The following is a 26,919-nucleotide window of genomic DNA, read 5'->3' on the forward strand; positions in this document are numbered from 1 at the left end:
CATTGATATTACGGCCCCGTAGATGGGGTGAAGCGAAGTGCAACCCAACGCCCCATCTCCCCTGTCAACACTTAACTGCGCAAACCGCGCCCACGCTGGATCAGCGACCAGCACAGCAGGTAGAAAGCGGCGATAAAGATCACCAGTACGCCAAATGTGGTGACCAGCGGCACATCATGGATACCCAGGAAACCATAACGGAAGCCGCTGATCATGTAGACGATCGGGTTCAGGTGCGACAACCCTTGCCAGAACGGCGGCAGCAGCGTCAGCGAGTAAAATACCCCGCCGAGGTAGGTCAGCGGCGTCAGCACAAAGGTCGGGATCAGGCTGATATCGTCAAAGGTTTTCGCAAACACGGCGTTCAGCAGTCCGGCCAGCGAGAACAGAATCGCGGTCAGAATCAGCGTTAGCGCGACAAATACCCAGGAATGCACCTGGAAAGGCACAAAAAAGAGCGAAATCGCCGTCACCAGAATCCCCACGCACAGCCCGCGCGCCACGCCGCCGCCGACAAATCCGGCGATAATCACGTGCGTTGGTACCGGCGCGACCAGCAGTTCCTCAATATTGCGCTGAAACTTGGCGCTAAAAAATGACGACGCGACATTCGCGTAGGAGTTAGTAATAACCGCCATCATAATCAGGCCCGGCACAATAAATTGCATATAGCTAAAACCATGCATTTCGCCGATGCGCGAACCGATCAGGTTACCGAAAATAATAAAATAGAGCGTCATCGTGATGACAGGCGGCACTAGCGTTTGCACCCAGATCCGCATAAAGCGGTGGATCTCTTTCGCCCAGATGCTTTTAAGGGCAACCCAGTAAAGCTGCATCATGCGCGATCTCCTTGTTTTTCATGCACCAGCGACACAAACAGTTCTTCCAGACGGTTGGCTTTATTACGCATACTTAATACCTGAACCCCCTGCTCGCTCAGTTGGCTAAAAACGCTGTTAACCCCCTGCTCGCGCAACACTTCAACCTCCAGAGTCGAGGTATCCACCAGACGATATTGATAACCCGCAAGCTTAGGCAGCGGGCTTTTTGGCGCTAAATCCAGAATAAACGTCTCCGATTTCAGCTTTGAAAGCAGATTTTTCATGGAGGTATTTTCCACCAGCTCGCCGTGCTGAATAATACCGATATTGCGGCACAGCATTTCCGCCTCTTCCAGATAGTGGGTGGTGAGAATAATCGTGGTGCCTTTGGCGTTTAAGTCTTTCAGGAATCCCCACATCGAGCGACGCAATTCGATATCGACGCCCGCCGTCGGCTCGTCGAGAATCAATAGCTTAGGCTCATGCATCAATGCGCGGGCGATCATCAGGCGGCGTTTCATCCCACCGGAGAGCATCCGCGCGCGTTCATGACGTTTTTCCCACAGATCGAGCTGTTTTAAATACTTTTCGCTACGTAAAACCGCCTCTTTATGTTCCACGCCGTAATAACCGGCCTGATTCACTACGATCTGTTGCACCGTTTCAAACGGGTTAAAGTTAAACTCCTGTGGCACCAGTCCAAGCTGTCGCTTAGCGTTAACCACGTCTTTTTCCAGGTCGTAACCAAAAACATTAACGCGCCCGGACGTTTTATTAACCAATGAGCTGATAATACCGATGGTGGTCGATTTCCCTGCTCCATTTGGCCCCAGAAGCGCGTAAAAATCCCCCGCTTCGACCTGCAAATCTATGCCGCGCAGCGCCTGAACGCCGCCGGGATAGGTTTTTTTAAGTTGTTGAAGTTCCAGCGCAATGGTCATAAATTCTCACTTACTTTACGTTCTTACACTTTATATATGGTTTAAATAACTACGGAGTTGCCCTATATTAGCCCAACGCACTTATTTGGTTACAGGTCGTTAACTTCCATGAAAGACATAGATACACTCATCAGCAACAATGCACTATGGTCAAAAATGCTGGTGGAAGAGGACCCCGGATTTTTTGAGAAACTGGCGCAAGCGCAAAAACCGCGCTTTCTATGGATTGGATGTTCCGACAGCCGCGTTCCCGCAGAGCGTTTAACCGGGCTTGAACCGGGCGAATTGTTTGTTCACCGTAATGTGGCTAACCTGGTTATTCACACCGATCTGAACTGTCTCTCCGTGGTTCAGTATGCGGTAGATGTTCTGGAAGTTGAGCATATTATCATTTGCGGCCACTCCGGTTGCGGCGGTATCAAGGCTGCGGTAGAAAACCCTGAGCTGGGCTTGATTAATAACTGGTTGCTGCATATCCGCGACATCTGGCTTAAACATAGCTCGCTGTTGGGAAAAATGCCCGAAGAGCAACGTCTGGACGCGCTCTATGAATTGAACGTCATGGAGCAGGTCTATAACCTGGGGCATTCCACCATTATGCAGTCAGCGTGGAAACGCGGGCAGAATGTGACCATTCACGGCTGGGCGTACAGTATCAATGATGGCCTGCTGCGCGATCTTGACGTCACCGCCACCAACAAAAAAACGCTGGAGAACGGCTATCATAAGGGTATCTCCGCCCTAAGTCTGAAATACATTCCCCACCAATAAGCCATTAGCTATAGGCCGGATAAGTCGCTTTAGCGACGCCATCCGGCATTTCTGCTCTTACTCGTCCAGCAGCACCACTTTACCAACATACGGTAGATGGCGATAACGCTGGGCGTAGTCGATACCGTAACCGACTACGAATTCGTCCGGAATCGAAAAGCCAACGAACTCAACCGGCACGTCCACTTCGCGACGAGACGGTTTATCCAGCAGCGTACAAATCGCCAGCGATTTCGGCTCGCGCAGGCCCAGGATTTCACGGACCTTCGACAGCGTATTACCGGAATCAATAATGTCTTCGACAATCAGCACGTCTTTACCGCGAATATCCTCATCCAGATCTTTGAGGATTTTCACGTCGCGGGTGGTGGACATGCCGCTACCATAACTGGAGGCGGTCATAAAATCGACTTCATGAGGAACCTGGACTTCACGGCACAGGTCCGCCATAAACATAAATGAGCCACGCAACAGACCTACCAGCACCATTTCACTGCCGCTGTCTTTATAACGTTCGGTAATCTGACGACCCAGCTCGGCAATACGTGCTTTGATCTCCGCTTCGGGGATCATGACTTCAACAGTATGTTTCATATTTATAACCATATGATTTAAAAACAAATCACTCAATGCCGGTGACTAATAACGCCGCATTGACGCGCAAGGCACGCAGTATAACAGCAAACGTATTCATTCGCGGCATTTGATAAGAAAGCTCATTTTGTGATTACGATCACACATGTTAATTCCTATACTTAATTGCTACTAAAAAATTAACAATTTGGGATGGTGTCTTTTTATGGCAGAAAATAACGCACGATCGCCACGATTACTCGTGACGCTGACGGCCCTCTTTGCAGCGCTTTGTGGGCTGTATCTTCTTATCGGAGGTGTCTGGCTGGTTGCTATTGGCGGTTCCTGGTACTACCCCATCGCGGGCCTCGTGATGCTGGTTGTGGCCGGATTGCTATGGCGCAGTAAACGTGCCGCGCTGTGGCTGTATGCCGCCTTGCTGCTGGCGACAATGATTTGGGGCGTATGGGAAGTCGGGTTCGACTTCTGGGCGCTCACGCCGCGTAGCGATATTCTGGTGTTTTTCGGCATCTGGCTAATATTGCCGTTTGTCTGGCATCGGCTGGTGGTTCCTTCCAGCGGCGCTGTGGCGGCGCTGGTCGTGGCGCTGCTGATTAGCGGCGGCATTCTGACCTGGGCTGGCTTCAACGACCCGCAGGAGATCAACGGTACGCTTCGCGCCGACGCCACGCCCGCCGCAACAAGCTCGTCGATCGCCGACGAAGACTGGCCGGCCTATGGACGTAATCAGGAAGGCCAACGCTATTCACCGCTGAAACAGATCACTGCGGATAACGTTCACCAACTGAAAGAAGCGTGGGTCTTCCGCACCGGCGATCTGAAACAACCCAACGATCCGGGCGAAATCACCAACGAAGTGACCCCGATTAAAGTCGGCGATACGCTTTATCTGTGTACGGCTCACCAGCGTCTGTTCGCGCTGGACGCCGCCAGCGGTAAAGAGAAGTGGCATTTTGATCCTCAGTTGAAGACCGATTCGTCTTTCCAGCATGTGACCTGCCGCGGCGTCTCTTATCATGAGGCCAAAGCGGATACCGCCTCGCCGGAGGTCATCGCCGACTGTCCGCGCCGCATTATCCTCCCGGTCAATGACGGTCGCCTTTTCGCGGTGAATGCCGAAACCGGCAAGCTGTGTGAAACCTTCGCCAACAAAGGCATCCTGAATCTGCAAACCAATATGCCGGACACCACGCCGGGACTGTATGAACCGACGTCGCCGCCGATTATCACCGATAAAACGATCGTCATTGCCGGTTCGGTCACGGATAACTTCTCTACCCGCGAAACGTCCGGCGTTATCCGTGGTTTTGACGTTAATACCGGTAAGCTACTGTGGGCCTTCGATCCGGGGGCGAAAGATCCGAACGCGATTCCAGCCGATGAGCACGCTTTTACCTTTAACTCGCCGAACTCCTGGGCGCCTGCCGCCTATGATGCGAAACTGGATCTGGTCTATCTGCCGATGGGCGTGACCACGCCGGATATCTGGGGCGGTAACCGCACGCCGGAGCAGGAACGTTACGCCAGCTCCATCCTGGCGCTGAATGCCACCACCGGGAAACTGGCCTGGAGTTATCAGACCGTCCATCACGATCTGTGGGATATGGACCTGCCGGCACAGCCGACGCTGGCGGATATCACCGTTAACGGTACCACCGTTCCGGTTATCTATGCGCCAGCGAAAACCGGTAATATCTTTGTGCTCGACAGACGTAATGGCGAGCTGGTCGTGCCCGCTCCGGAAAAACCGGTCCCACAGGGCGCGGCAAAAGGCGACTACGTCGCCAAAACTCAGCCGTTCTCTGATTTAACCTTCCGCCCGAAAAAAGATCTCTCCGGCGCGGATATGTGGGGCGCGACCATGTTCGACCAACTGGTGTGCCGCGTTATGTTCCACCAGTTGCGCTATGAAGGTATCTTCACTCCACCGTCCGAGCAGGGGACATTGGTATTCCCTGGCAACCTGGGGATGTTTGAATGGGGCGGTATTTCCGTCGATCCAGACCGTCAGGTCGCTATCGCTAACCCGATGGCGCTGCCGTTTGTCTCGAAGCTGATCCCACGCGGCCCGGGTAATCCGATGGAGCCGCCGAAAGACGCGAAAGGTACCGGTACAGAAGCAGGTATTCAGCCACAGTACGGCGTACCATTCGGCGTCACGCTGAATCCGTTCCTTTCGCCGTTTGGCCTGCCGTGTAAACAACCGGCCTGGGGCTATATTTCCGCGTTGGATCTGAAGACCAATGAAATCGTATGGAAGAAACGTATAGGGACGCCGCGCGACAGTATGCCGTTCCCGATGCCGGTTCCGGTGCCGTTCAACATGGGGATGCCCATGCTCGGCGGGCCAATCTCAACCGCCGGTAACGTGCTGTTTATCGCCGCGACCGCCGACAACTACCTGCGCGCTTATAACATGAGCAACGGAGAAAAACTGTGGCAGGGACGTTTACCCGCCGGAGGCCAGGCAACGCCGATGACCTATGAGGTAAACGGTAAGCAGTATGTGGTCGTTTCTGCCGGAGGCCACGGTTCGTTTGGTACGAAGATGGGCGACTATATCGTCGCCTATGCTTTGCCTGACGACGCGAAATAACCATTAATGCCCGGCGTATGCCGGGCATTGTGCCGGGTGGCGGCTTCGCCTTACCCGGCCTGCGTCGGAGACAGCGATTAGACCGTAAATCCTAACATCATTCCCGTATCTTCATGTTCTAACAGATGACAGTGCGCCATATAGGCATGTTCCTTCGGCGCGTCGTGATCGAACTTGACCAACACTTCGCTGATACCGCCCTCAACGCGTACCGTATCCTTCCAGCCCGTTCTGTGCGCCGCTGGCGCTTTGCCGTTCTCTGACAGAATACGGAACTGCGTGCCGTGAATATGGAAAGGATGCAGCATCATGTCGCCCACGCCGGAAATCACCCAACGTTCATGTCGGCCTTTTTGCGCCGCGAACATCGGTTTGTTCATATCGAAGACCTGGCCGTTAATAAAGTTAGCGTTATGGAAGTCGAATTTTCCGCCGTGATTCATATTGCCCATCGCGCCATGATTCATCCCGCTGTGATCCATGTTGCCATGATCCATCTCGCCATGCCCCATATTGCCGCCCTGCATATGCGCGTTCATGCTGTCATGATCCATGCCGCTCATCGCCTGAGCGCCATATTTCTTCATCAGCATTTGCATCCCCATCATATCAAGACGCGGGTCCATCGACAGTTTCAGGTTGCGCACCGTTAGCCCTTCCAGCGACGGCAACGCAGGCATCGTCGTCAACGTATCCGGCAGCGTACCGGAGGCGGTAATCCGCAGCGGCTGGATACGCATCACCGGATGCGGTTTATCAAACGGAGCGATCGCCATTCCCATCTGGCTGACCGGCAGGGTCACCAGATCAAAGGCTTTCCCGTCGCTGATATCCACCAGCACTTCAAAACGCTCGCCCATTAATAACGGCAGTTCGGTGACTTTCACCGGCTCCGCCAGCAGGCCGCCGTCGCTGGCAATCACATAAAGCGGACGATTATCGCTGGCGGCGATATTCAGCGAACGCGCATTACAGCCATTTAGCAAGCGCAGACGTAGCCAGCCTTTCGGCGCGGAATGCTGCGGATAGATAGCGCCATTGGTCAGCAGCGTATCGCCAAACCAGCCGACGGCGGCGGTCATAATATCCAGTTGATAATCAATCTGACCATCGGCGGAGAAGCGTTTGTCCTGAATGATCACCGGCACATCATCGATGCCCCACTGTTTCGGCAGGCGCAATTTGCGAATCTCGTCATCTTCAATCAGCACCAGTCCGGCAAGGCCCATCGCCACCTGGCGCCCGGTTTTGCCGTGTTTATGCGGATGAATCCAGCAGGTCGCGGCGCGTTGCTCCGGCGTAAACGTCACCGTGCGGGTTCCGCCTGCGGGAATAATCCCCTGCGGGCCGCCGTCGACGATGCCCGGAATCTCCAGACCATGCCAGTGAAGCGTCGTGTCTTCGGCCAGTTGGTTATGGATATCAACGGTCACACTTTTTCCTTTGTGAAGCTGTACCGCTGGCCCCAGCAAATTACCGTTGTAGCCCCAGGTTGTCGCGTTCTTACCGGCGAATGTCGACTGTCCGGCTTTAACAATTAACTGCATACGGTTGCTCGCATCTGCCGTTAACAGGTCAGGAATAGGCAACGCGGGACGTTCGGCGGCAAAAGCGGCGCGGCTCCACAGCGGCAGCGCTGATGCAACCCCCAGCGCCACTGAATATTTTAAGAAATCACGGCGTAACATAATCATTTCCTTATAATGAACAGGCGGGTGTCTAAGCTTAGACCCTGCCCTAACGGGAAGGTCAAGCCAGCAACACGTCTTTACCATTCCTGACAGCAATACAATAAGAATGAAAACGCCGCGACCAATCCTGATAATAAAAGTCGTCGCTACGTTCTCAGTATGCTAACGTTGACTTTCCCTGATGCCGTGGTAGAAGCAATGAAGACGTTTTTCAGACCCGTGTTGTTTGGCAGCCTGATGGCCTTATGCGCAAATAGCTATGCGCTTACTGAATCCGAAGCTGAAGATATGGCCGATTTAACGGCGGTTTTCGTTTTTCTGAAAAATGACTGTGGTTACCAAAATTTACCCAACAGTCAGATTCGCCGTGCGCTGGTCTTTTTTGCCCAGCAAAATCAGTGGGACCTGAGTAACTACGACACCTTCGATATGAAATCGTTGGGCGAAGACAGCTACCGCGATCTTAGCGGCATCGGTATTCCGGTCGCTAAAAAATGCAAAGCTCTGGCCCGCGATTCTCTGAGCCTGTTAGCCTACGTTAAATAATCCTCCGCGATCCTATTGCTGAAATAATGACCGTGCATCCACGGTCATTGTTAGCTATGATGTTGCGCCCTTTTTTTACGGGTGTTAACAATGGAGGTATCAGCCAATGGCCGAAAATACGATGTGGCATGAAACGCTACACGACCAGTTTGGTCAGTACTTTGCCGTAGACAACGTTCTGTATCATGAAAAAACCGATCACCAGGATTTAATCATCTTTGAAAACGCCGCTTTTGGCCGCGTGATGGCGCTGGACGGCGTGGTACAGACCACCGAACGCGACGAGTTTATTTATCATGAAATGATGACCCACGTCCCGCTGCTGGCGCACGGTCATGCGAAACACGTTCTGATTATCGGCGGCGGCGACGGCGCAATGCTACGTGAAGTTACCCGGCATAAAAATGTCGAAACCATCACCATGGTGGAGATCGACGCTGGCGTAGTCTCGTTTTGCCGCCAGTATTTACCCAACCACAATGCCGGCAGCTACGACGATCCGCGCTTTACGCTGGTAATCGACGACGGCGTGAATTTCGTCAATCAGACCCATCAGACCTTTGATGTGATCATTTCCGACTGTACCGATCCGATAGGCCCCGGCGAAAGCCTGTTTACCTCCGCCTTTTATGAAGGCTGTAAGCGTTGCCTGAATCCGGGCGGCATTTTTGTCGCCCAGAACGGCGTGTGCTTCCTGCAACAGGATGAAGCGCTCGACAGCCACCGCAAACTGAGTCATTACTTCAGCGATGTCGGCTTCTACCAGGCGGCGATTCCGACCTATTACGGCGGCATCATGACCTTCGCCTGGGCGACGAACAACGACGCTCTTCGTCACCTGTCGAGCGAAATTATTCAGGCGCGTTTTCATGCCGCCGGCCTCAAATGTCGCTATTACAACCCGGCTATTCATGCCGCTGCATTTGCGCTACCGCAATATCTACATGACGCACTGTCCGCACAGTGACGTTAAGGAGGTGATAAAAATTGAAAAAGCTGAAACTGCATGGCTTTAACAATCTGACGAAAAGCCTGAGTTTTTGTATTTACGATATCTGCTACGCCAAAACCGCAGAAGAGCGCGATGGCTATATCGCCTATATCGATGAACTCTATAACGCCAACCGACTGACCGAGATCCTGTCGGAGACATGCTCCATTATCGGCGCGAACATCCTGAACATCGCCCGTCAGGATTATGAACCCCAGGGCGCCAGCGTCACGATTCTGGTGAGCGAAGAGCCGATCGACCCGAAACTTATCGATCAAACCGAACATCCCGGCCCGCTGCCGGAAACCGTGGTGGCGCACCTCGATAAGAGCCATATCTGTGTGCATACCTATCCGGAAAGCCATCCGGAAGGCGGGCTATGCACCTTTCGCGCCGACATCGAAGTGTCAACCTGCGGGGTGATTTCACCGCTAAAAGCGCTCAATTACCTGATCCACCAGCTAGAGTCCGATATTGTCACCATCGATTACCGCGTGCGCGGCTTTACGCGCGACGTCAACGGTATGAAGCACTTTATCGATCATGAGATTAATTCTATTCAGAATTTTATGTCGGAAGATATGAAGTCGCTGTATGACATGGTGGATGTAAACGTCTATCAGGAAAATATTTTCCATACCAAGATGCTGCTTAAGGAGTTCGATCTTAAGCACTACATGTTTCACACCAAACCGGAAGATCTCACTGAAACCGAACGCCAGGAGATCACCGCCGCGCTGTGGAAAGAGATGCGCGAGATTTACTACGGCCGCAATATTTCTGCGGTCTGATTCACCACTGGCAGCGCCTGACGGCGCTGTCACTCCGGCTGCACCAGCGTTAGCGCAAAAGCGCGCCCTTTCAGTTCAACCTGCGCTGACGGCGGCAGATTGACGTCGGTAATCACATCATTAAAGCGCTCAAGCGGCACCACATTAAAGAGCGAATGCACGCCATACTTACTGCTGTCCGCCAGCAACACTTTGCGCTGCGCATTAGCAATAATCTCCTGTTTAAGCCCGGCCTTATCTTCCGTTGGGGTCGTCACGCCCGTTTTTACCCCCCATGAATTACAGCTCATAAACGCGATGTTCGGATAAACGCTGCGCAACAGCTTACGCCCATGCTCACCGATACAGGACTGACTGCTGTCATCGATACGACCGCCGACAATCGTCACTTCAATTTGCCGGAACTCAGCTAAAAACAGCGCAATATGCAGATCGACGGTGATGACCCGCAGCGGAAGATGGGTTAAGCATTTCGCCAGCTCCATCATTGTCGTACCGGCATCCAGCACGACGGCATCGCCAGCATTCACCAGCGATGCGGCAACGCGTGCGATCGCCCGTTTTTCAGCAGGCGATCGCAGTTGTTTTTCATTGGTGGTGGGCTGGGCGGGTTCAAAACGCCGCAGCGCCACGCCGCCATGACTACGGCTGATCACGCCCTGCTCATCCAGCTTGATCAAATCGCGACGGATAGTGGCTGGCGATGCGTCAACCGCCTCAACCAGCTGTTCTACCGTAACCAGCGTATGGTTTTTCAGATACGCCACAATGAGATCCAGACGGTGTTGTCCTTTCATAACAGGGAATTATGCCAGTTGCATTGCCAGTTTGATCGATACGGCCATGCTCTCAGATTTTGCTTTTCCCGTCCAGGCGATATCAAATGCGGTGCCATGATCGGCAGAGGTCCGAATAAACGGCAGCCCCGCGGTGATATTCACGCCATCATAAAAGCCAAGCAATTTCAACGGGATATGCCCCTGATCATGATACATCGCCACCACCATATCATACTGTCCCTCATAAGCCTGGAGAAATACAGTATCCGGCGGGCACGGCCCATAAACGTCCATACCTTTTGCGCGGGCATCGGTAATGGCTGGCGTCAGGATACGCGTCTCTTCATCGCCAAACAGGCCATTCTCGCCCGCATGAGGATTCACGCCTGCCACGGCGATACGCGGTTTAACGTAACCCACACGCTTGAGGAAAGTATCAGCAATGCCAATCACCGTTTCGACACGCACGGTACTTAACGTATCAAGGAATTTACGCAGCGCGATATGCGTTGAAACGTGAATCACTTTTAGTTTATCGGTGTAAAGTACCATCGCGTAATCGCGGCTATGGGTCAGGGTCGCGAGCAGCTCGGTATGGCCCGGATAGTTGTGCCCCGCCAGGTGCAGCGCCTCTTTATTCAGCGGCGCGGTAGCGATAGCCTGTACGTCACCCCGTAACGCTAACTCGGTGGCGCGCTTCACGCAGCGATACGCTAAATCCCCCGCCTGCGCCTGAACTTTCCCGGCCTCCAGCGCCTCCGGCTGCGCCAGCGGCTCATCAATCACATGAATGATGCCGGGCGCAAAACGCGCTTCGGCAACCCGTTCAATGGCCCGTAACTCGACGTTCGGCGTAATGCCCTTCGCCTGTAAACGTTTCAACGTTGCGAGGCATCCAATAACCACCAGCGGCGCGCCGTTGAGACCGTCTTCGCTTAGCGCTTTAACAATAATTTCCGGCCCAATGCCCGCTGGATCGCCCATGGTAATGGCAACGGTTTTAGTCTCCACAATACATCTCCTCAATATAATAAAGCGCGTCACACAACGTACTGTCTGAACCGAATCCGCCCGCTTTGGTAATGACCGGCAGATCGTCAATTTCGCTGTTTACAAACGTTCCACAGGGAATACAGGGCGCCACCTCGCTCTGAATGCGATAACCTTCAGCGCCAAGCGCGCCGGCGACGGCGGTAGCGATATCGCCGCCGGTCAGAAACAACCCGCCAATCCGCGCCTGCTCGATAATGTTTAACGTGACGACGCCAAGCCGCTGGCTCAGTCGCTCGCCCAATTGCTGACGGCTCATCGCGGATTTTTCGCACAGCGCGTCGATTAACTGTCGATCTTCTGCGCGACGGCTGGTGCGTAATATCGTATGTCGATGCTGACTTAACAGCGCGCAGGCCTGCTCTACGACAGACGCGATTTCCTGCTCCGCGCTATCCGACACCATGCGCGCGGCATCGATATCCACGACCTCCGCACGTCCCCGGCACAGCGCATTATCCACCTGACGTCGCGTGGCTTCGCTCATCGAACCGGCCACCACCAGCACCGGCAGCCGCTGCCGGTCTTGCATAAAAAGTTCAACCGGCAACGCATTCGCCAGACCCGCTGCGCCGACGAGCAGCGGCATCGACGGTTGTTCGCACGCCGCTTGCGCAATCAACGTCAGGTCCCGCTCTTCCACCGCATCCACGACGATAATCCCTTCGCCCTCAGCCGCATAAGCCGTAAGTAAGGCGCTTAACCCACCGCGTCGAACATCCTGCAAAAAGACTTCATACACAGGGATCTCACTTTGCAACGCCACTATCTCGGCAATACGGGAAGAGACAATGGGCGTTTTCGGATCGCTGGCAAATTCGGTTTCCAGTAGCGGGACGCCATTAACCAGACATTTTCCTTCAAGCGTCGTGCGTCCAGCCGCAGGGATCGCGGCGGCGATAACGGCCAGTTTTCGCTGACTGGCGCGCATAGCCGCCGTCACTTCGGCTCCGATATTGCCGCGAAATGTAGAGTCGATTTTTTTGTACACCAGCGGCGCTGGCGATGTCTCACACCACGGGGAAAGCGCGGCATAAACGGCAGATGCCGCCTGATCTGCGGGCATCGCCCGGCTTTCGGTGTTAATGACTAACACATCGGCGCGGCGGGACGGTTTTTGCGACGCGCTCAACATGACTTCCGTTCTCGCCCCCTTCTTCGCCAACTGGACGCCGGTATCATTCGATCCGGTAAAATCGTCGGCGATGACTATCATTTTCATGCGTTTTTCTCCAAAGAAGCCTGACGCGCCTGTTTTTTCGCAACCCAGGAGGTCAACACTGGCGTCAGGATTGCCGTGGTGATCACCGAGGCGGCAATCAGCGGAGCGGCAGCAGCGGCCACCTCGGCGAGCGAAGGGTCGGCCTGCGCAATAGCCAGCGGCGTCGCAACGGCATTACCCGCGGTGCTGGAGGCCGCCGCCCCGGCAATGCCAGTTCCGCCAACCAGACGATCTGCGCGGATATTAAAGAAACCGCCAACGAACGTTGTCAGCACGCCGAGCAGAATTCCGGCAAGTCCGCCTTGCAGTAACATTTCCAGGTTGATGCCCGCCCCCAGCGCAAAAGCAAAGAAAGGAATGAGCAGCGGGCCGCCTTTGGTCAAAAAATCGCGCATATGAGGATCAAGATTGCCGAGGATCATGCCGACAACCAGCGGAACCAGCACCGCCACCAGCGCCATAATGGGAATGTTCGCCATCCCTGCCGCGCCCAGCGCAATCATCGTAAAGAAAGGGCCATCATTAAGAGACAAAATAGAGATAGCGCCGACATCGCGCTCATTGCCGAATTCGCCTACCAGCGCAGCATAAAGTCCGCCATTCGAATTGCTCATCGCCGCGATAATCGCCACGCCGCTCAGGCCAAAAATACCCTCCGCGCCGAAAAGATGCTCCACGCCCAGGCCAATCCCGATGGCGACAAGCAACTTAGTGAGCGTAATCGTCCCGCCCTGCAATAGCGCCTGGGGCGCGGCTTTCACACTGATACCGGCTCCCATACACAGCAGAAAAGCGCCAATCAGCGGCGCCGCGCCGTTTTTAAATAAGGCGGTGGTAAAACCGCCAATCTCAAGCGCCTGCGGAGCGAAGGTGTTAATGACTGCGCCAATAACGAGCGGTACGACCATCATGCCGCCGGGTACGCGCTCTATTGCTTTTTTGATGTTCATGGTCTTACCGCCTGTTGCTTGTTGTGATTGAATAAAATCATAACGATTATATTCAATCAAATTAAGATCACAAACGCGTCAGATCACAGTTTTAAAATGATTAATAAAAATCAAAAAATCATTCTGCAATAAAAAAGCCGGGATACTCCCGGCTGGAATGTGTGGTGATTTCGTTTCCACTACCGCCCCCAACTGTCCGTCGACTGGCGTTGCGGGACAATAACGAAGAGAGGGTCAGGCTTTACTGACGAATTCCCGATACGCGGCGACGACCCGTAGAAAATCCTCCATGCCGCACAGGGATAAACTCTCTTCATCGTAATAACTCATCCCCTCTTCCATCTCATCGCCGGAAAAATCCAGCTGATTGGCGCGAATCATCACCTCTTCGCCGTCCATCCAGATCGTGTATTCATGCCCTGCTCGTTGCCAGGAGCGTTCGCTGCCTTTGACCGTACGCGCGGCTTGTTCTACTTCATCCAGTAGCGAGAGGTTGTCTTTAACCTCTTCATTAAACCAGTGACCGACCACCTCGTGGCCCATCGACATTCGTACTTTTACCCCTCCGGTAACGTCGCGCAGAAATTCGTAATCCATAATTGTTTTCCTCTGCAAAGCCCTTACAGTCATTATCGCAGCAGCGGAGAAGAAAAAAAGCGGGAACAGCAGGCGGAATGAAAATAAAAACCCACCGCAGTTGCGATGGGTGTTGTAGGCCCGGTAAGCGTAGCCGCCACCGGGCAATAAGAGGCGTAGGCATGGTAAGCCTGACGCCGTCAGGCAAATTAAACCGCAGTCTGGAAAATCACGCCGTCCGCTTTCTCAGTGTACTGAGAGAGCTGGTCGAAGTTCAGGTAACGGTAAGTATCCACCGCCGTCTTATCCACCTGCGCCACAAAGGTCTGGTACTCTTCCGGCGTCGGCAGTTTGCCGATCAGCGCCGCCACCGCCGCCAGCTCCGCAGAAGCCAGGAAGACGTTCGCACCGGTACCTAAACGGTTCGGGAAGTTACGGGTAGAGGTAGAGACCACCGTCGCACCGTCAGCCACACGCGCCTGGTTACCCATACACAGGGAACAACCAGGGATCTCAATACGCGCACCGCTCTTACCGAACACACTGTAGTAACCTTCTTCGGTGAGCTGCGCGGCGTCCATACGGGTTGGCGGCGCTACCCACAGGCGGGTTGGCAACTGGCCTTTATGGTTATCCAGCAGCTTACCGGCGGCACGGAAGTGGCCGATGTTGGTCATGCAGGAGCCGATGAACACTTCGTCGATCTTCTCGCCCTGCACGTCAGACAGCAGACGCGCGTCGTCCGGATCGTTCGGCGCACACAGGATTGGCTCTTTGATATCCGCCAGATCGATGTCGATCACTGCCGCGTATTCCGCGTCAGCATCGGCTTCCAGCAGTTGCGGGTCCGCCAGCCATTTTTCCATACCCTGGATACGGCGTTCCAGCGTACGACGGTCGCCGTAGCCTTCCGCAATCATCCACTTCAGCAGGACGATGTTGGAGGTCAGGTATTCAATGATCGGCTCTTTGTTCAGCTTGATGGTACAGCCTGCCGCGGAACGCTCGGCGGACGCATCGGTCAGCTCAAATGCCTGCTCAACTTTCAGATCCGGCAGACCTTCAATTTCCAGAATGCGGCCAGAGAAGATGTTTTTCTTGCCTTTCTTCTCAACGGTCAGCAGGCCCTGTTTGATGGCGTACAGCGGAATGGCATGGACCAGATCGCGCAGGGTGATGCCCGGCTGCATTTTGCCTTTGAAGCGCACCAGAACGGATTCCGGCATATCCAGCGGCATCACGCCGGTCGCGGCAGCAAATGCCACCAGGCCAGATCCCGCCGGGAAGGAGATGCCGATCGGGAAACGGGTATGGGAGTCGCCGCCGGTCCCCACGGTGTCCGGCAGCAGCATACGGTTCAGCCAGGAGTGGATAACGCCGTCGCCCGGACGCAGAGAGACACCGCCACGGTTCATAATGAAGTCCGGCAGCGTGTGGTGCGTGGTCACGTCAACCGGCTTCGGATAGGCTGCGGTGTGACAGAACGACTGCATGACCAGATCGGCGGAGAATCCCAGACAGGCCAGGTCTTTCAGCTCATCGCGGGTCATCGGGCCAGTAGTATCCTGAGAACCGACGGAGGTCATTTTCGGTTCGCAGTATGCGCCCGGACGGATACCTTTCACGCCGCAGGCGCGACCGACCATTTTCTGCGCCAGCGAGAAGCCACGGCTGCTTTCCGCCACGTCTTTTGCCTGACGGAATACATCAGAGTGCGGCAGACCCAGCGCTTCACGCGCTTTGGTGGTCAGGCCACGGCCGATGATCAGCGGAATACGGCCACCGGCACGCACTTCGTCGATCAGCACGTCGGTTTTCAGTTCGAAGGTTGCCAGTAGCTCGCCGGTTTCGTGGTTGCGCACTTCGCCTTTGTACGGGTAGACGTCAATCACATCGCCCATATTCAGGTTAGAAACGTCAACTTCAATCGGCAGTGCGCCCGCATCTTCCATAGTGTTAAAGAAGATAGGCGCAATTTTGCCGCCGAGGCACAGACCGCCGCCGCGCTTGTTCGGCACGTTCGGGATGTCATCGCCCATGAACCACAGCACGGAGTTGGTCGCGGATTTACGGGAAGAACCGGTGCCCACCACGTCACCCACGTAGGCCAGCGGGTAGCCTTTTTTCTGCAATGCTTCGATTTGTTTGATGGGGCCAACAACGCCTGGCTGATCCGGCTCAATGCCTTCACGGGCGTTTTTCAGCATCGCCTGCGCATGTAACGGGATATCCGGTCTCGACCACGCATCCGGCGCCGGAGAGAGATCGTCGGTATTCGTTTCGCCGGTCACTTTGAAAACAGTGACGGTGATTTTTTCCGCCAGCGGCGGACGGCTCAGGAACCATTCGGCGTCAGCCCAGGATTGCATCACCTGTTTGGCGTATTCATTGCCCGCTTTGGCTTTCTCTTCTACGTCGTAGAAGTTATCGAACATCAGCAGGGTGTGGGACAGCGCTTTGGCCGCAATCGGCGCCAGTTTCGCATCGTCCAGCGCATCAATCAGCGGATGAATGTTGTAACCACCCTGCATAGTGCCCAGCAGTTCAATGGCTTTTTCTGGGGAGACCAGCGGGGAGGTGGTGTCGCCTTTCGCGACAGCAGCGAGAAAACCGGCTTTAACATAAGCGGCTTCATCTACGCCAGGAGGAACGCGGTTGATCAACAGGTCTAACAGGAATTCTTCTTCGCCCACAGGCGGGGTCTTCAGCAGCTCGACAAGCGCAGCCATTTGGGTTGCGTCTAAAGGTTTCGGCACAATCCCCTGGGCAGCACGCTCAGCTACGTGCTTACGGTATTCTTCTAGCACGACGATATCTCCTCGCTCTCATTGTCATAATGCGGCGCTTTTGTTGATGGGCGATTCTCTTCACGCTCCTGTGAGACAGTAGTTAGTAGGGTAAATGCCCGGTACCGCATACGGCACAATAACAGGATTTTCTTTAAGTGTTAATCTGTTTACAAAAAAGCAACATAAAAAAGTGGCTGAATCGTTAAGGATGGTCTAATGCTCTACTGAGACGGGAGCTACAGCCATAAATGCTTACCTCATTTCGTGCTTTGATCGTCACGTAACGTTATCGATCCCAACATTAGCTAAAAATTAAACTATCGTCCCTTTATACTCACGCGAAACTGCACCCCGTCGGCGGCAGGCATAATGACCATAGCGATTCTCTGGAATCGGGAGAGATAAAATGACGTTGCCCTTTAAACCCCATCTCATTGCCCTTGTCTGCAGTGCCGGGTTATTTGCCGCTTCGGGCGTACTGTATGTTAAAAGCCGCGCTCCCGAAGCGCCCGCGCAGGCGGCAGCTCCCGCCCCTGAGCCAACGCAGACCGCTGTGCCCGCGCCTGTCGCGAAAACGACCTTTACCACTGCGCAAATCGATCAATGGGTCGCGCCTGTCGCGCTTTATCCCGATGCCCTGCTTTCGCAGGTGCTCATGGCCTCCACCTACCCGGCGAACGTGGTTCAGGCCGTCCAGTGGTCGCGAGATAACCCCACGCTGCAGGGCGATGCCGCTATTCAGGCGGTGGCCAGCCAACCGTGGGATCCCAGCGTCAAATCGCTGGTCGCCTTTCCCCAGTTGATGGCGCTTATGGGCGAGAATCCGCAATGGGTGCAAAACCTGGGCGATGCGTTCTTAGCCCAGCCACAGGATGTGATGGATGCGGTGCAAAGGTTGCGTCTACTCGCTCAACAAACCGGTTCGCTAAAATCAACGCCACAGCAAACCGTCACCAGCGTGCCGAAGTCCAGCGCTTCTACCGCCGTCACGACGACAACCACCACATCCGCCAGTACGCCAGCGACACCGTCGACCGTCATCAAAATTGAACCCGCGAATCCGCAGGTGGTGTACGTGCCGAACTATAACCCCGCGACGGTGTATGGCGCCTGGCCCAATACCGCTTATCCGCCGGTGTATTTACCGCCCCCTCCGGGACAGCAGTTTGCCGATAGTTTTGTTAAAGGTTTTGGTTATAGTCTGGGCGTCGCCACCACCTATGCGTTGTTCAGCAGCATAGACTGGGATGACGACGATCATCACCACCATGACGACGACCATCATGATGATGATTACCATCATGGTGGTAACGGTTATCAACACAATGGCGATAATATCAATATCAATGTCAATAATTTCAACCGGATATCCGGGCAAAACCTGCCGGGCCAAACGATGGGCTGGCAGCATAATCCCGCCTGGCGCAATGGCGTCCCCTATCCGAATAATACCGTTGCGCAACGGTTCCATCCCACCAATGTTAACGGCGGGTTAAGCGCAACGCAGCAAGCGCCAGTGTCTCGCGACAGTCAGCGCCAGGCGGCCATGACGCAATTCCAACAGCGCAGCCATACAGCGAACGCTTCTTTGCCAGCGCCAGGCACCCGCGATGCCCAGCGTAAAGCGGCCTCACAACAATTAAATCAGATAGCCCGGCGTAATAATTATCGCGGTTATGACAATCAGTATGACAGCGCGCGTCGACAGACGGCGCAGCAGCATAGCGCGACGCTGAAATCCCAGACGCAGCAGCATCCCTTATCGCAGCAACAGCGTAACGCGGCGCATCAGCGGATCGCATCCTCTACGCCGCAGCAGCGTCAGGCATTTCGCCAGAATATGCACGCCAATGTGTTTAGCGGGAACGACAGTCGATCGCCGTCATGGCAATCGCAACAGCTACGCGGCCTGGAAAGCCGTCGCGGCAGCCACTTAAACACCGAGCAACACGCCGCCGCGCGGGAACATTTTTCTGAACATCATGAATTTCATCGCCGTTAACCGGAGCAGATAATGAAAAAGGTTATGTTAAGCGCTCTGTTACTGTCGTTACCCTTGCTGGGCTACGCGCAGGAACGGTTCCCCTCCCCGGAAGCGGCCGCCAGTGCCTTCGCCGCGGCGGTAGCCGGAAAAAACGAAACGCAGCTTACCGCGCTACTGGGCGATGACTGGCGGCAATTTCTGCCGCCGGAAGGCGCCGATCCCGAGGCCGTGGCCCGCTTCAACCGTGACTGGCGCGAAGGCCATCGCATTGTACAAAAAGACAATACGGCGCACCTGAATGTCGGACGAGAAGACTGGCAGCTCCCGGTGCCCATGGTGAAAGAGGCTGGCGGCTGGCGCTTTGATATGGCGGCAGCCGGGAATGAGATCCTCACCCGTACTATTGGGCGAAATGAACTTTCTACCTTACAGGCTATGCATGCTTACGTTGATGCGCAGCAGGACTATTACTTACAAAACCATCGCTGGGCGCACAGGATAATCAGTAGCGAAGGCCAAAAAGATGGCCTGTACTGGCCAACCAAAGCAGGCGACGCCCCCAGTCCCTTAGGCCCAAACTTTAGCCCCGCAGCGCCAGATGAGGGTTACCACGGCTACCATTTCCGTATTATCAGCGATAACGACGGTCACGGCGCGGCGCTTCTGGCCTGGCCGATGCATTACGGCGAAACCGGGGTGATGAGTTTTATGGTCAACCAGGACGATCGTATTTATCAGGCGGATTTAGGCAAAGAGACGGAGAGTAAAGTTCAGGCTATCACGCGTTTTGCGCCAGACGCGCAGTGGCAGGTCGCCGAATAACCCGTAAGCGCCTGGCGTTATCGCCAGGCCATGATCATTAGCCCTGATGCGGCATTAATTCCGGGTGGCCTTGTACCGGCGGCTTGTTGCTGGTCAGCGCGGCTTCATCAGCCTGAATGCTGCCGGAATTGGCCGCCCATACGCCTTCATGCGTGTGGGTGATCTGCTGATGCTGCGCATTCAAATCCTCGCCCATTGCCGCAATATGCGTACTTTCCGTACCGCCGCTGTTAGTCGCCCAGGGGATGACGGGATCGCTGGCAAATGCCATGCCGGAGATCAACGTCGCGGTTAGCGCTGCTGTTGTCAGAAAAAGTTTCATATATCAAACCTCATAATTAGCTCGCTATTATTTTATAGCGTTACTAATTTCAGGGTGATGACAAAGTAAGGAGAGGTATTTCTTATGAAACAATTAGTTGGTCGAAAATGACTGACAAAGGCACTACCGACGGCATAAGGTTTGAAAAGCGCACTGCTGCGGAAAAGATAAATTTTGCGGTTTCGTTATCCTTCGCCATCATTTGACACATCTGATTTGCCATGCATAAAAAAAGCGGCTGTAAAGCCGCTTTTCTGTGTCGAATGGCGCATTGCCACCTACAGAAGATTATTTCTTCTTCGCTTTCGGGTTCGGCAGGTCAGTAATGCTACCTTCGAAGATTTCCGCCGCCAGGCCCACGGACTCATGCAGAGTCGGGTGCGCATGAATGGTCAGCGCGATGTCTTCCGCGTCACAGCCCATTTCGATCGCCAGACCGATTTCACCCAGCAGCTCGCCGCCGTTGGTGCCGACAATCGCCCCGCCGATCACGCGGTGAGATTCTTTGTCGAAAATCAGTTTGGTCATACCGTCTGCGCAGTCAGAAGCGATAGCACGGCCAGAAGCTGCCCACGGGAAGGTGGCGGTTTCATAGCTGATGCCTTTTTCTTTCGCTTCTTTCTCGGTCAGGCCAACCCATGCCACTTCTGGCTCGGTGTACGCGATAGACGGGATAACCTTCGGATCGAAGTAGTGTTTCTTCCCGGCGATAACTTCAGCGGCAACGTGGCCTTCGTGAACGCCTTTATGCGCCAGCATCGGCTGACCGACGATATCGCCGATAGCGAAGATGTGCGGCACGTTGGTGCGCAGCTGTTTGTCGACGCGGATAAAGCCACGGTCGTCAACTTCCACGCCAGCTTTGCCCGCGTCGAGGTTTTTACCGTTCGGCACACGACCGATCGCCACCAGAACCGCATCATAACGCTGCGCTTCAGCCGGGGCTTTTTTGCCTTCCATCGAAACGTAGATACCGTCTTCTTTCGCTTCAACGGCAGTTACTTTGGTTTCCAGCATCAGGTTGAATTTCTTGCTGATGCGCTTGGTGAAGACTTTAACGATGTCTTTATCAGCCGCCGGGATAACCTGGTCGAACATTTCAACCACGTCAATCTCTGAACCCAGCGCGTGGTATACGGTACCCATTTCCAGACCGATGATACCGCCGCCCATGACCAGCATACGCTTCGGCACTTCTTTCAGTTCCAGAGCGTCGGTAGAATCCCATACGCGCGGGTCTTCATGCGGAATAAACGGTAATTGGATCGGACGAGAACCTGCCGCGATGATCGCGTTGTCGAAGTTGATCACGGTTTTGCCGTTTTCGCCTTCAACTTCCAGGGTGTTCGCCCCGGTGAATTTACCCAGACCGTTGACCACTTTCACTTTACGGCCTTTGGCCATACCCGCCAGACCGCCGGTCAGCTGCGTGATCACTTTCTCTTTCCAGGTACGAATCTTGTCGATATCGGTTTTCGGCTCACCGAAGACGATACCGTGTTCAGCCAGCGCTTTGGCTTCTTCGATAACTTTTGCTACGTGCAGCAGCGCTTTAGAAGGGATACAGCCGACGTTCAGACAAACACCGCCAAGGGTGCTGTAACGTTCTACAATTACGGTTTCCAGACCTAAATCAGCGCAACGGAAAGCGGCAGAATAGCCTGCCGGGCCCGCCCCAAGTACCACGACCTGAGTTTTGATTTCAGTACTCATCATGACCTCTTTATTTGTATCCGGCGGTCCGGGGTACTTGATCGCCCATCATCCACCGGGTCGTTCTATCCGCCCGTATCTTACAAAATTGTTAACAATTTTGAAACAACAAACGGATCACGAATTATCGCTTTCGCTAATAACCTCACAAAATACATGAGATTATCAAAAAAAAGCCGGCCGTCGGGCCGGCTTTTTCGCTTACATCACCAGACGGCGAATGTCAGACAACATATTGTTGATAATGGTAATGAAACGCGCACCATCAGCACCATCGATCACACGGTGGTCGAAGGAAAGAGAGATAGGCATCATCAGACGCGGCACAAACTCTTTCCCATTCCACACCGGTTCCATCGCCGACTTAGAAACGCCGAGGATAGCCACTTCCGGCGCGTTAACAATCGGCGCGAAGTGGGTAGTTCCCAGGCCGCCGATGCTGGAGATAGTGAAGCAACCACCCTGCATTTCGCCAGCGGTCAGCTTACCATCACGCGCTTTTTTGGAGATGGTGGTCAGTTCGCGAGACAGCTCGGTCACGCTCTTCTTATTCACGTCTTTAAAGACCGGAACCACCAGGCCATTCGGGGTATCAACCGCCACGCCGATGTTGATATATTTTTTCAGGGTCAGACGCTGACCGTCTTCGGACAGAGAGCTGTTGAAGCGCGGCATCTGTTCCAGAGCAGCGGCAACCGCTTTCATGATGAAGACCACTGGCGTGTATTTCACGTCCAGTTTGCGCTTCTCAGCTTCGGCGTTCTGCTGTTTACGGAACGCTTCCAGATCGGTGATATCGGTTTTGTCGAAGTGCGTAACGTGCGGGATCATCACCCAGTTACGGCTCAGGTTCGCGCCAGAGATTTTCTGGATACGGCCCAGTTCCACTTCTTCAACTTCACCAAACTTGCTGAAGTCCACTTTCGGCCACGGCAGCATACCCGGGATACCGCCGCCCGCAGCAGCCGGCGCAGCTTCCGCGCGTTTGATAGCATCTTTCACGTAAGCCTGAACGTCTTCGCGCAGAATACGGCCTTTACGACCAGTCCCTTTCACTTTCGCCAGGTTGACGCCAAACTCACGCGCCAGGCGGCGAATCAGCGGAGTAGCGTGAACGTAAGCGTCGTTTTCAGCGAACTCAGACTTGCCTTCCGCTTTGGCAGCCGGGGCAGCAGGCTTCTCAGCTTTCGCCGCCGGAGCCGGTGCCGCCGCTTCCTGTTTAGCCGGAGCGGCCGCAGGCGCTGCGCCTTCTACTTCGAAGACCATAATCAGAGAACCGGTTTTCACTTTGTCGCCGGTGCTGATTTTGATTTCTTTCACGGTGCCCGCGAACGGCGCAGGCACTTCCATGGAGGCTTTGTCGCCTTCCACGGTGATCAGCGACTGTTCAGCGGCAACTTTATCGCCGACTTTGACCATCACTTCGGTGACTTCAACTTCGTCGCCGCCGATATCCGGTACGTTAACGTCTTTCACGCCCGTCGCTGCTGCAGGAGCAGCCGCAGCCGGAGCGGCTTCCGCTTTCGCTGGTGCTGCGGCAGGCGCTGCGCCCGCCACTTCGAAGACCATAATCAGTGAGCCGGTAGACACTTTATCACCGGTGTTCACTTTGATCTCTTTCACGGTGCCCGCGAACGGCGCCGGCACTTCCATAGAGGCCTTGTCACCTTCGACGGTGATCAGCGACTGTTCAGCTTCAACGGTGTCGCCCACTTTCACCATCACTTCAGTCACTTCAACTTCGTCACTGCCGATATCCGGAACGTGAACGTCTTTCGCCGCTGCCGCAGCAGGTGCTGCTGCCGGAGCCGCTTCTTTCTTCTCTTCTGCCTTAGCAGGTGCAGCGTCAGCTGCACCGTCGGCGGAATCGAAAATCATGATAAGTGCACCGGTCTCGGTTTTGTCGCCGACAGAGACTTTGATCTCTTTCACGACGCCAGCCTGCGGAGACGGGACTTCCATAGAGGCTTTGTCGCCTTCTACGGTGATCAGCGACTGTTCAGCTTCCACTTTGTCGCCCACTTTGACCAGAATCTCGGTGATTTCAACTTCATCTGTCCCGATGTCCGGTACTTTGATTTCGATAGCCATTATTCTTTTACCTCTTACGCCAGACGCGGGTTAACTTTATCTGCATCGATGTTGAATTTGGTAATCGCATCCGCTACCACTTTCTTGTCGATTTCGCCACGTTTAGCCAGTTCGCCCAGCGCTGCAACAACCACATAAGAAGCATCAACTTCGAAGTGGTGACGCAGGTTCTCACGGCTGTCGGAACGACCGAAGCCATCCGTACCCAGTACGCGATAGTCGTCAGCCGGTACGTAAGTACGAACCTGCTCGGCGAACAGTTTCATATAGTCAGTAGATGCCACTGCCGGAGCGTCGTTCATCACCTGAGCGATGTACGGAACGCGCGGGGTTTCCAGCGGGTGCAGCATGTTCCAGCGCTCACAATCCTGACCATCACGCGCCAGTTCGGTGAAGGAGGTTACGCTGTACACGTCAGAACCTACGCCGTAGTCTTTCGCCAGGATCTGTGCTGCTTCACGCACATGACGCAGGATAGAACCGGAGCCCAGCAGCTGAACTTTACCTTTGCTACCTTCAAGGGTTTCGAGTTTGTAGATACCTTTACGGATACCTTCCTCGGCACCTGCTGGCATGGCCGGCATGTGGTAGTTTTCGTTCAGGGTGGTGATGTAGTAGTAAACGTTCTCTTGTTTCTCACCGTACATACGCTCCAGACCATCATGCATGATGACAGCCACTTCGTAAGCGTAAGCCGGGTCGTAAGAGATACAGTTCGGGATAGTCAGCGACTGAATATGGCTGTGACCATCTTCGTGCTGCAGACCTTCGCCGTTCAGCGTTGTACGACCGGAAGTCCCGCCGATCAGGAAGCCGCGAGCCTGCTGGTCGCCAGCCTGCCAGCACAGGTCGCCGATACGCTGGAACCCGAACATGGAGTAGTAGATGTAGAACGGGATCATCGGCAGATCGTTGGTGCTGTAAGAGGTCGCCGCAGCCAGCCAGGATGCGCCTGCGCCCAGCTCGTTGATACCTTCCTGCAGAATCTGGCCTTTCTCGTCTTCTTTGTAGTAAGCAACCTGCTCACGGTCCTGCGGGGTGTACTGCTGGCCGTTCGGGCTGTAGATACCAATCTGACGGAACAGACCTTCCATACCGAAAGTACGCGCTTCGTCGGCGATGATCGGAACCAGGCGATCTTTGATCGACTTGTTCTTCAGCATCACGTTCAGGGCACGCACGAAAGCGATCGTAGTGGAAATCTCTTTGCTTTGCTCTTCCAGCAGCGCGCCGAAATCTGAAAGTTGAGGCAGCTCTAACTTCTCGGTGAAGTTCGGCTGACGGCTTGGCAGGTAGCCATGCAGCGCCTGACGACGTTCATGCAGGTATTTGTGTTCTTCAGAACCTTCCGGGAAGGTAATGTACGGCAGTTTTTCGAGATCAGCATCGGCAACCGGCACGTTGAAACGATCGCGGACGTAACGCACGCCGTCCATGTTCATTTTCTTAACCTGGTGAGCGATGTTTTTACCTTCCGCGGTGTCACCCATGCCGTAACCTTTAATGGTATGGGCCAGGATTACGGTCGCTTTGCCTTTGGTTTCCTGCGCTTTTTTCAGTGCCGCGTAAACTTTCTTCGGATCGTGACCACCACGGTTCAGCGCCCAAATCTGCTCATCGGTCCAGTCGGCCACCAGCGCTGCGGTTTCCGGGTATTTACCGAAGAAGTGCTCACGCACGTAAGCGCCGTCTTTGGATTTGAAGGTCTGGTAGTCGCCGTCAACGGTTTCGTTCATCAGCTGGATCAGTTTACCGCTGGTGTCTTTACGCAGCAGCTCATCCCAACGACCGCCCCACATGACTTTAATAACGTTCCAGCCAGCACCTGCAAAGATGCCTTCCAGTTCGTTAACAATCTTGCCGTTACCGGTGACCGGGCCGTCAAGACGCTGCAGGTTACAGTTGATAACAAAGACCAGGTTGTCCAGTTTTTCACGGGTGGCGATGGTGATCGCGCCTTTGGATTCCGGCTCATCCATCTCGCCGTCGCCGAGGAAGGCGTAAACGGTCTGTTTAGAGGTATCTTTCAGGCCACGGTGTTCCAGATATTTCAGGAATTTCGCCTGGTAGATAGCACCGATTGGGCCCAGCCCCATAGAGACGGTCGGGAACTGCCAGAATTCCGGCATCAGTTTCGGGTGCGGATAGGAAGAGAGGCCATTGCCGTGAACTTCCTGACGGAAGTTATCCATCTGTTCCTGGGTCAGACGACCTTCCAGGAACGCGCGAGCGTAGATGCCCGGAGAGATGTGGCCCTGGAAGTAAACCAGGTCGCCGCCATCCTGTTCGTTGCGCGCACGGAAGAAATGGTTGAAACAGACATCATAGATCGTGGCGGAAGACTGGAAGGACGCCATGTGGCCGCCCAACTCAAGGTCTTTTTTAGACGCACGCAGCACGGTCATGATGGCGTTCCAGCGGATCGCAGAACGAATGCGACGTTCCAGCTCCAGATTGCCCGGGTATTCCGGTTCGTCTTCAACGGCAATAGTGTTGATGTAATTACTGGCCCCTGCGCCTGCCGCGACTTTCACGCCGCCTTTGCGAGCTTCAGAAAGCAGTTGGTCAATCAGATACTGAGCGCGCTCAACACCTTCTTCACGGATGACCGATTCGATCGCCTGTAGCCAGTCGCGAGTTTCGATCGGATCCACGTCATTTGGGAAACGTTCTGACATGGGGGTATTCCTTATCTATCTAATACGTTGAGTTATCTGGAACCTGTCCCATTAAACTTTCGTCAGAAAGCTTAATAAGACAGGTTCTGCGTTTATTGCCTGGCCCATAAGGTGTAATTGTTGCAGCCAGTTTGGTCACGGACAGCGCGGAACAACCGGAACGTACACGTAGTACGTGAGGATTGTGAGCACTGCCCA

At 54.4% G+C, this 26,919-nt stretch carries 21 protein-coding genes; 7 read left to right on the forward strand and 14 right to left on the reverse strand.

The features are described 5' to 3' along the window. Nucleotides 1-71: 71 nt before the first annotated feature. Both LCS67_RS18035 and LCS67_RS18040 read right to left on the reverse strand, forming a co-directional pair. The gene (locus LCS67_RS18035; protein WP_000983418.1) at nucleotides 72-842 is read right to left on the reverse strand and encodes an ABC transporter permease; all 771 of its coding nucleotides are present in this window, start codon (nucleotides 840-842) and stop codon (nucleotides 72-74) included. Beyond that, nucleotides 839-1,765 carry an ABC transporter ATP-binding protein gene (locus LCS67_RS18040; protein ID WP_000150617.1) on the reverse strand — a complete coding sequence of 309 codons (927 nt, stop codon included), beginning with the start codon at nucleotides 1,763-1,765 and terminating at the stop codon, nucleotides 839-841. Before LCS67_RS18040 ends, LCS67_RS18035 begins: the two co-directional genes overlap by 4 nt. 108 nt (nucleotides 1,766-1,873) lie before the next feature. Here LCS67_RS18040 and can point away from each other — a divergent pair, with 108 nt between their 5' ends. Next, complete coding sequence (gene can, locus LCS67_RS18045) at nucleotides 1,874-2,536, forward strand: carbonate dehydratase (protein ID WP_000651590.1); 663 nt, start codon at nucleotides 1,874-1,876, stop codon at nucleotides 2,534-2,536. Between the two features lie 57 nt (nucleotides 2,537-2,593). Here the strand turns inward: can and hpt are convergent, their stop codons facing one another. Beyond that, on the reverse strand, nucleotides 2,594-3,130 hold the full coding sequence (hpt, locus tag LCS67_RS18050; protein WP_000683342.1) for a hypoxanthine phosphoribosyltransferase: 537 nt from the start codon (nucleotides 3,128-3,130) through the stop codon (nucleotides 2,594-2,596). A 205-nt stretch (nucleotides 3,131-3,335) separates the two neighbouring features. Between hpt and LCS67_RS18055 the strand changes: the two genes are divergently transcribed. Continuing rightward, the gene (locus LCS67_RS18055; protein ID WP_031568172.1) at nucleotides 3,336-5,726 is read left to right on the forward strand and encodes a glucose/quinate/shikimate family membrane-bound PQQ-dependent dehydrogenase; all 2,391 of its coding nucleotides are present in this window, start codon (nucleotides 3,336-3,338) and stop codon (nucleotides 5,724-5,726) included. A gap of 77 nt (nucleotides 5,727-5,803) precedes the next feature. Here LCS67_RS18055 and cueO read toward each other — a convergent pair whose 3' ends face one another. Beyond that, entirely contained in the window at nucleotides 5,804-7,414 is a 1,611-nt protein-coding gene (gene cueO, locus LCS67_RS18060; RefSeq protein ID WP_000946047.1) for a multicopper oxidase CueO, read from the reverse strand. A 201-nt stretch (nucleotides 7,415-7,615) separates the two neighbouring features. Here cueO and LCS67_RS18065 point away from each other — a divergent pair, with 201 nt between their 5' ends. The 3 genes from LCS67_RS18065 (at nucleotide 7,616) to speD (ending at nucleotide 9,745) form a co-directional block, all read left to right on the forward strand. Beyond that, nucleotides 7,616-7,963, forward strand: a complete 348-nt coding sequence (locus LCS67_RS18065; protein ID WP_000846613.1) for a YacC family pilotin-like protein — start codon at nucleotides 7,616-7,618, stop codon at nucleotides 7,961-7,963. A gap of 106 nt (nucleotides 7,964-8,069) precedes the next feature. Beyond that, the gene (gene speE / locus LCS67_RS18070) at nucleotides 8,070-8,930 is read left to right on the forward strand and encodes a polyamine aminopropyltransferase (RefSeq protein WP_000829974.1); all 861 of its coding nucleotides are present in this window, start codon (nucleotides 8,070-8,072) and stop codon (nucleotides 8,928-8,930) included. Nucleotides 8,931-8,950: 20 nt separating this feature from the next. Continuing rightward, entirely contained in the window at nucleotides 8,951-9,745 is a 795-nt protein-coding gene (gene speD, locus LCS67_RS18075; RefSeq protein WP_000734276.1) for an adenosylmethionine decarboxylase, read from the forward strand. Nucleotides 9,746-9,774: 29 nt separating this feature from the next. On the opposite strand, the gene LCS67_RS18080 is transcribed toward speD, so the two are convergent. The 6 genes from LCS67_RS18080 to acnB all read right to left on the reverse strand — a co-directional run bounded on the left by LCS67_RS18080 (nucleotide 9,775) and on the right by acnB (nucleotide 17,129). Then, complete coding sequence (locus LCS67_RS18080) at nucleotides 9,775-10,542, reverse strand: DeoR/GlpR family DNA-binding transcription regulator (RefSeq protein WP_000678255.1); 768 nt, start codon at nucleotides 10,540-10,542, stop codon at nucleotides 9,775-9,777. A gap of 9 nt (nucleotides 10,543-10,551) precedes the next feature. Continuing rightward, nucleotides 10,552-11,535: a D-threonate 4-phosphate dehydrogenase gene (locus LCS67_RS18085; RefSeq protein WP_080183754.1), complete on the reverse strand. Its 984-nt coding sequence runs from the start codon at nucleotides 11,533-11,535 to the stop codon at nucleotides 10,552-10,554. After that, nucleotides 11,525-12,796 (reverse strand): D-threonate kinase, encoded by a 1,272-nt coding sequence (dtnK, locus tag LCS67_RS18090; RefSeq protein ID WP_000782192.1) that lies wholly within the window; start codon nucleotides 12,794-12,796, stop codon nucleotides 11,525-11,527. Before dtnK ends, LCS67_RS18085 begins: the two co-directional genes overlap by 11 nt. After that, nucleotides 12,793-13,746 (reverse strand): 2-keto-3-deoxygluconate permease 1, encoded by a 954-nt coding sequence (locus tag LCS67_RS18095; protein ID WP_001022089.1) that lies wholly within the window; start codon nucleotides 13,744-13,746, stop codon nucleotides 12,793-12,795. Before LCS67_RS18095 ends, dtnK begins: the two co-directional genes overlap by 4 nt. 234 nt (nucleotides 13,747-13,980) lie before the next feature. Continuing rightward, on the reverse strand, nucleotides 13,981-14,343 hold the full coding sequence (gene yacL / locus LCS67_RS18100) for a protein YacL (protein ID WP_000384308.1): 363 nt from the start codon (nucleotides 14,341-14,343) through the stop codon (nucleotides 13,981-13,983). Between the two features lie 188 nt (nucleotides 14,344-14,531). Continuing rightward, the gene (gene acnB, locus LCS67_RS18105) at nucleotides 14,532-17,129 is read right to left on the reverse strand and encodes a bifunctional aconitate hydratase 2/2-methylisocitrate dehydratase (RefSeq protein ID WP_000888956.1); all 2,598 of its coding nucleotides are present in this window, start codon (nucleotides 17,127-17,129) and stop codon (nucleotides 14,532-14,534) included. A 388-nt stretch (nucleotides 17,130-17,517) separates the two neighbouring features. On the opposite strand from acnB, the gene LCS67_RS18110 reads away from it, so the two are divergent. Together LCS67_RS18110 and LCS67_RS18115 are read left to right on the forward strand one after the other, a co-directional pair. Then, entirely contained in the window at nucleotides 17,518-19,113 is a 1,596-nt protein-coding gene (locus LCS67_RS18110; protein ID WP_052942881.1) for a DUF3300 domain-containing protein, read from the forward strand. A gap of 12 nt (nucleotides 19,114-19,125) precedes the next feature. Further along, nucleotides 19,126-19,917 carry a DUF2950 family protein gene (locus LCS67_RS18115; RefSeq protein WP_000757447.1) on the forward strand — a complete coding sequence of 264 codons (792 nt, stop codon included), beginning with the start codon at nucleotides 19,126-19,128 and terminating at the stop codon, nucleotides 19,915-19,917. A gap of 37 nt (nucleotides 19,918-19,954) precedes the next feature. On the opposite strand, the gene LCS67_RS18120 is transcribed toward LCS67_RS18115, so the two are convergent. From LCS67_RS18120 to aceE, 4 genes are all read right to left on the reverse strand, one after another. Then, nucleotides 19,955-20,239 (reverse strand): outer membrane protein, encoded by a 285-nt coding sequence (locus LCS67_RS18120; protein WP_000765363.1) that lies wholly within the window; start codon nucleotides 20,237-20,239, stop codon nucleotides 19,955-19,957. 288 nt (nucleotides 20,240-20,527) lie between these two features. Continuing rightward, complete coding sequence (gene lpdA / locus LCS67_RS18125; protein ID WP_001529952.1) at nucleotides 20,528-21,952, reverse strand: dihydrolipoyl dehydrogenase; 1,425 nt, start codon at nucleotides 21,950-21,952, stop codon at nucleotides 20,528-20,530. A gap of 201 nt (nucleotides 21,953-22,153) precedes the next feature. Then, a complete protein-coding gene (gene aceF / locus LCS67_RS18130; RefSeq protein WP_017441555.1) occupies nucleotides 22,154-24,043 on the reverse strand; it encodes a pyruvate dehydrogenase complex dihydrolipoyllysine-residue acetyltransferase in 1,890 nt (629 codons plus the stop codon). A gap of 14 nt (nucleotides 24,044-24,057) precedes the next feature. Then, on the reverse strand, nucleotides 24,058-26,721 hold the full coding sequence (gene aceE, locus LCS67_RS18135; protein ID WP_000003840.1) for a pyruvate dehydrogenase (acetyl-transferring), homodimeric type: 2,664 nt from the start codon (nucleotides 26,719-26,721) through the stop codon (nucleotides 24,058-24,060). Between the last annotated feature and the right edge of the window lie 198 nt (nucleotides 26,722-26,919).

This window comes from Salmonella sp. A7 (assembly GCF_020181675.1).
GTDB lineage: Bacteria > Pseudomonadota > Gammaproteobacteria > Enterobacterales > Enterobacteriaceae > Salmonella > Salmonella enterica.

What these genes read in the sequence shown, in the direction of transcription:
- yacL (WP_000384308.1), bottom strand. Translation starts at nt 14,343, where the DNA reads ATGGATTACGAATTTCTGCGCGACGTTACCGGAGGGGTAAAAGTACGA.
- lpdA (WP_001529952.1), bottom strand. Translation starts at nt 21,952, where the DNA reads ATGAGTACTGAAATCAAAACTCAGGTCGTGGTACTTGGGGCGGGCCCG.
- cueO (WP_000946047.1), bottom strand. Translation starts at nt 7,414, where the DNA reads ATGTTACGCCGTGATTTCTTAAAATATTCAGTGGCGCTGGGGGTTGCA.
- dtnK (WP_000782192.1), bottom strand. Translation starts at nt 12,796, where the DNA reads ATGAAAATGATAGTCATCGCCGACGATTTTACCGGATCGAATGATACC.
- aceF (WP_017441555.1), bottom strand. Translation starts at nt 24,043, where the DNA reads ATGGCTATCGAAATCAAAGTACCGGACATCGGGACAGATGAAGTTGAA.
- LCS67_RS18120 (WP_000765363.1), bottom strand. Translation starts at nt 20,239, where the DNA reads ATGAAACTTTTTCTGACAACAGCAGCGCTAACCGCGACGTTGATCTCC.
- LCS67_RS18080 (WP_000678255.1), bottom strand. Translation starts at nt 10,542, where the DNA reads ATGAAAGGACAACACCGTCTGGATCTCATTGTGGCGTATCTGAAAAAC.
- can (WP_000651590.1), top strand. Translation starts at nt 1,874, where the DNA reads ATGAAAGACATAGATACACTCATCAGCAACAATGCACTATGGTCAAAA.
- LCS67_RS18095 (WP_001022089.1), bottom strand. Translation starts at nt 13,746, where the DNA reads ATGAACATCAAAAAAGCAATAGAGCGCGTACCCGGCGGCATGATGGTC.
- hpt (WP_000683342.1), bottom strand. Translation starts at nt 3,130, where the DNA reads ATGAAACATACTGTTGAAGTCATGATCCCCGAAGCGGAGATCAAAGCA.
- LCS67_RS18065 (WP_000846613.1), top strand. Translation starts at nt 7,616, where the DNA reads ATGAAGACGTTTTTCAGACCCGTGTTGTTTGGCAGCCTGATGGCCTTA.
- LCS67_RS18110 (WP_052942881.1), top strand. Translation starts at nt 17,518, where the DNA reads ATGACGTTGCCCTTTAAACCCCATCTCATTGCCCTTGTCTGCAGTGCC.
- aceE (WP_000003840.1), bottom strand. Translation starts at nt 26,721, where the DNA reads ATGTCAGAACGTTTCCCAAATGACGTGGATCCGATCGAAACTCGCGAC.
- LCS67_RS18040 (WP_000150617.1), bottom strand. Translation starts at nt 1,765, where the DNA reads ATGACCATTGCGCTGGAACTTCAACAACTTAAAAAAACCTATCCCGGC.
- speE (WP_000829974.1), top strand. Translation starts at nt 8,070, where the DNA reads ATGGCCGAAAATACGATGTGGCATGAAACGCTACACGACCAGTTTGGT.
- LCS67_RS18055 (WP_031568172.1), top strand. Translation starts at nt 3,336, where the DNA reads ATGGCAGAAAATAACGCACGATCGCCACGATTACTCGTGACGCTGACG.
- LCS67_RS18035 (WP_000983418.1), bottom strand. Translation starts at nt 842, where the DNA reads ATGATGCAGCTTTACTGGGTTGCCCTTAAAAGCATCTGGGCGAAAGAG.
- LCS67_RS18115 (WP_000757447.1), top strand. Translation starts at nt 19,126, where the DNA reads ATGAAAAAGGTTATGTTAAGCGCTCTGTTACTGTCGTTACCCTTGCTG.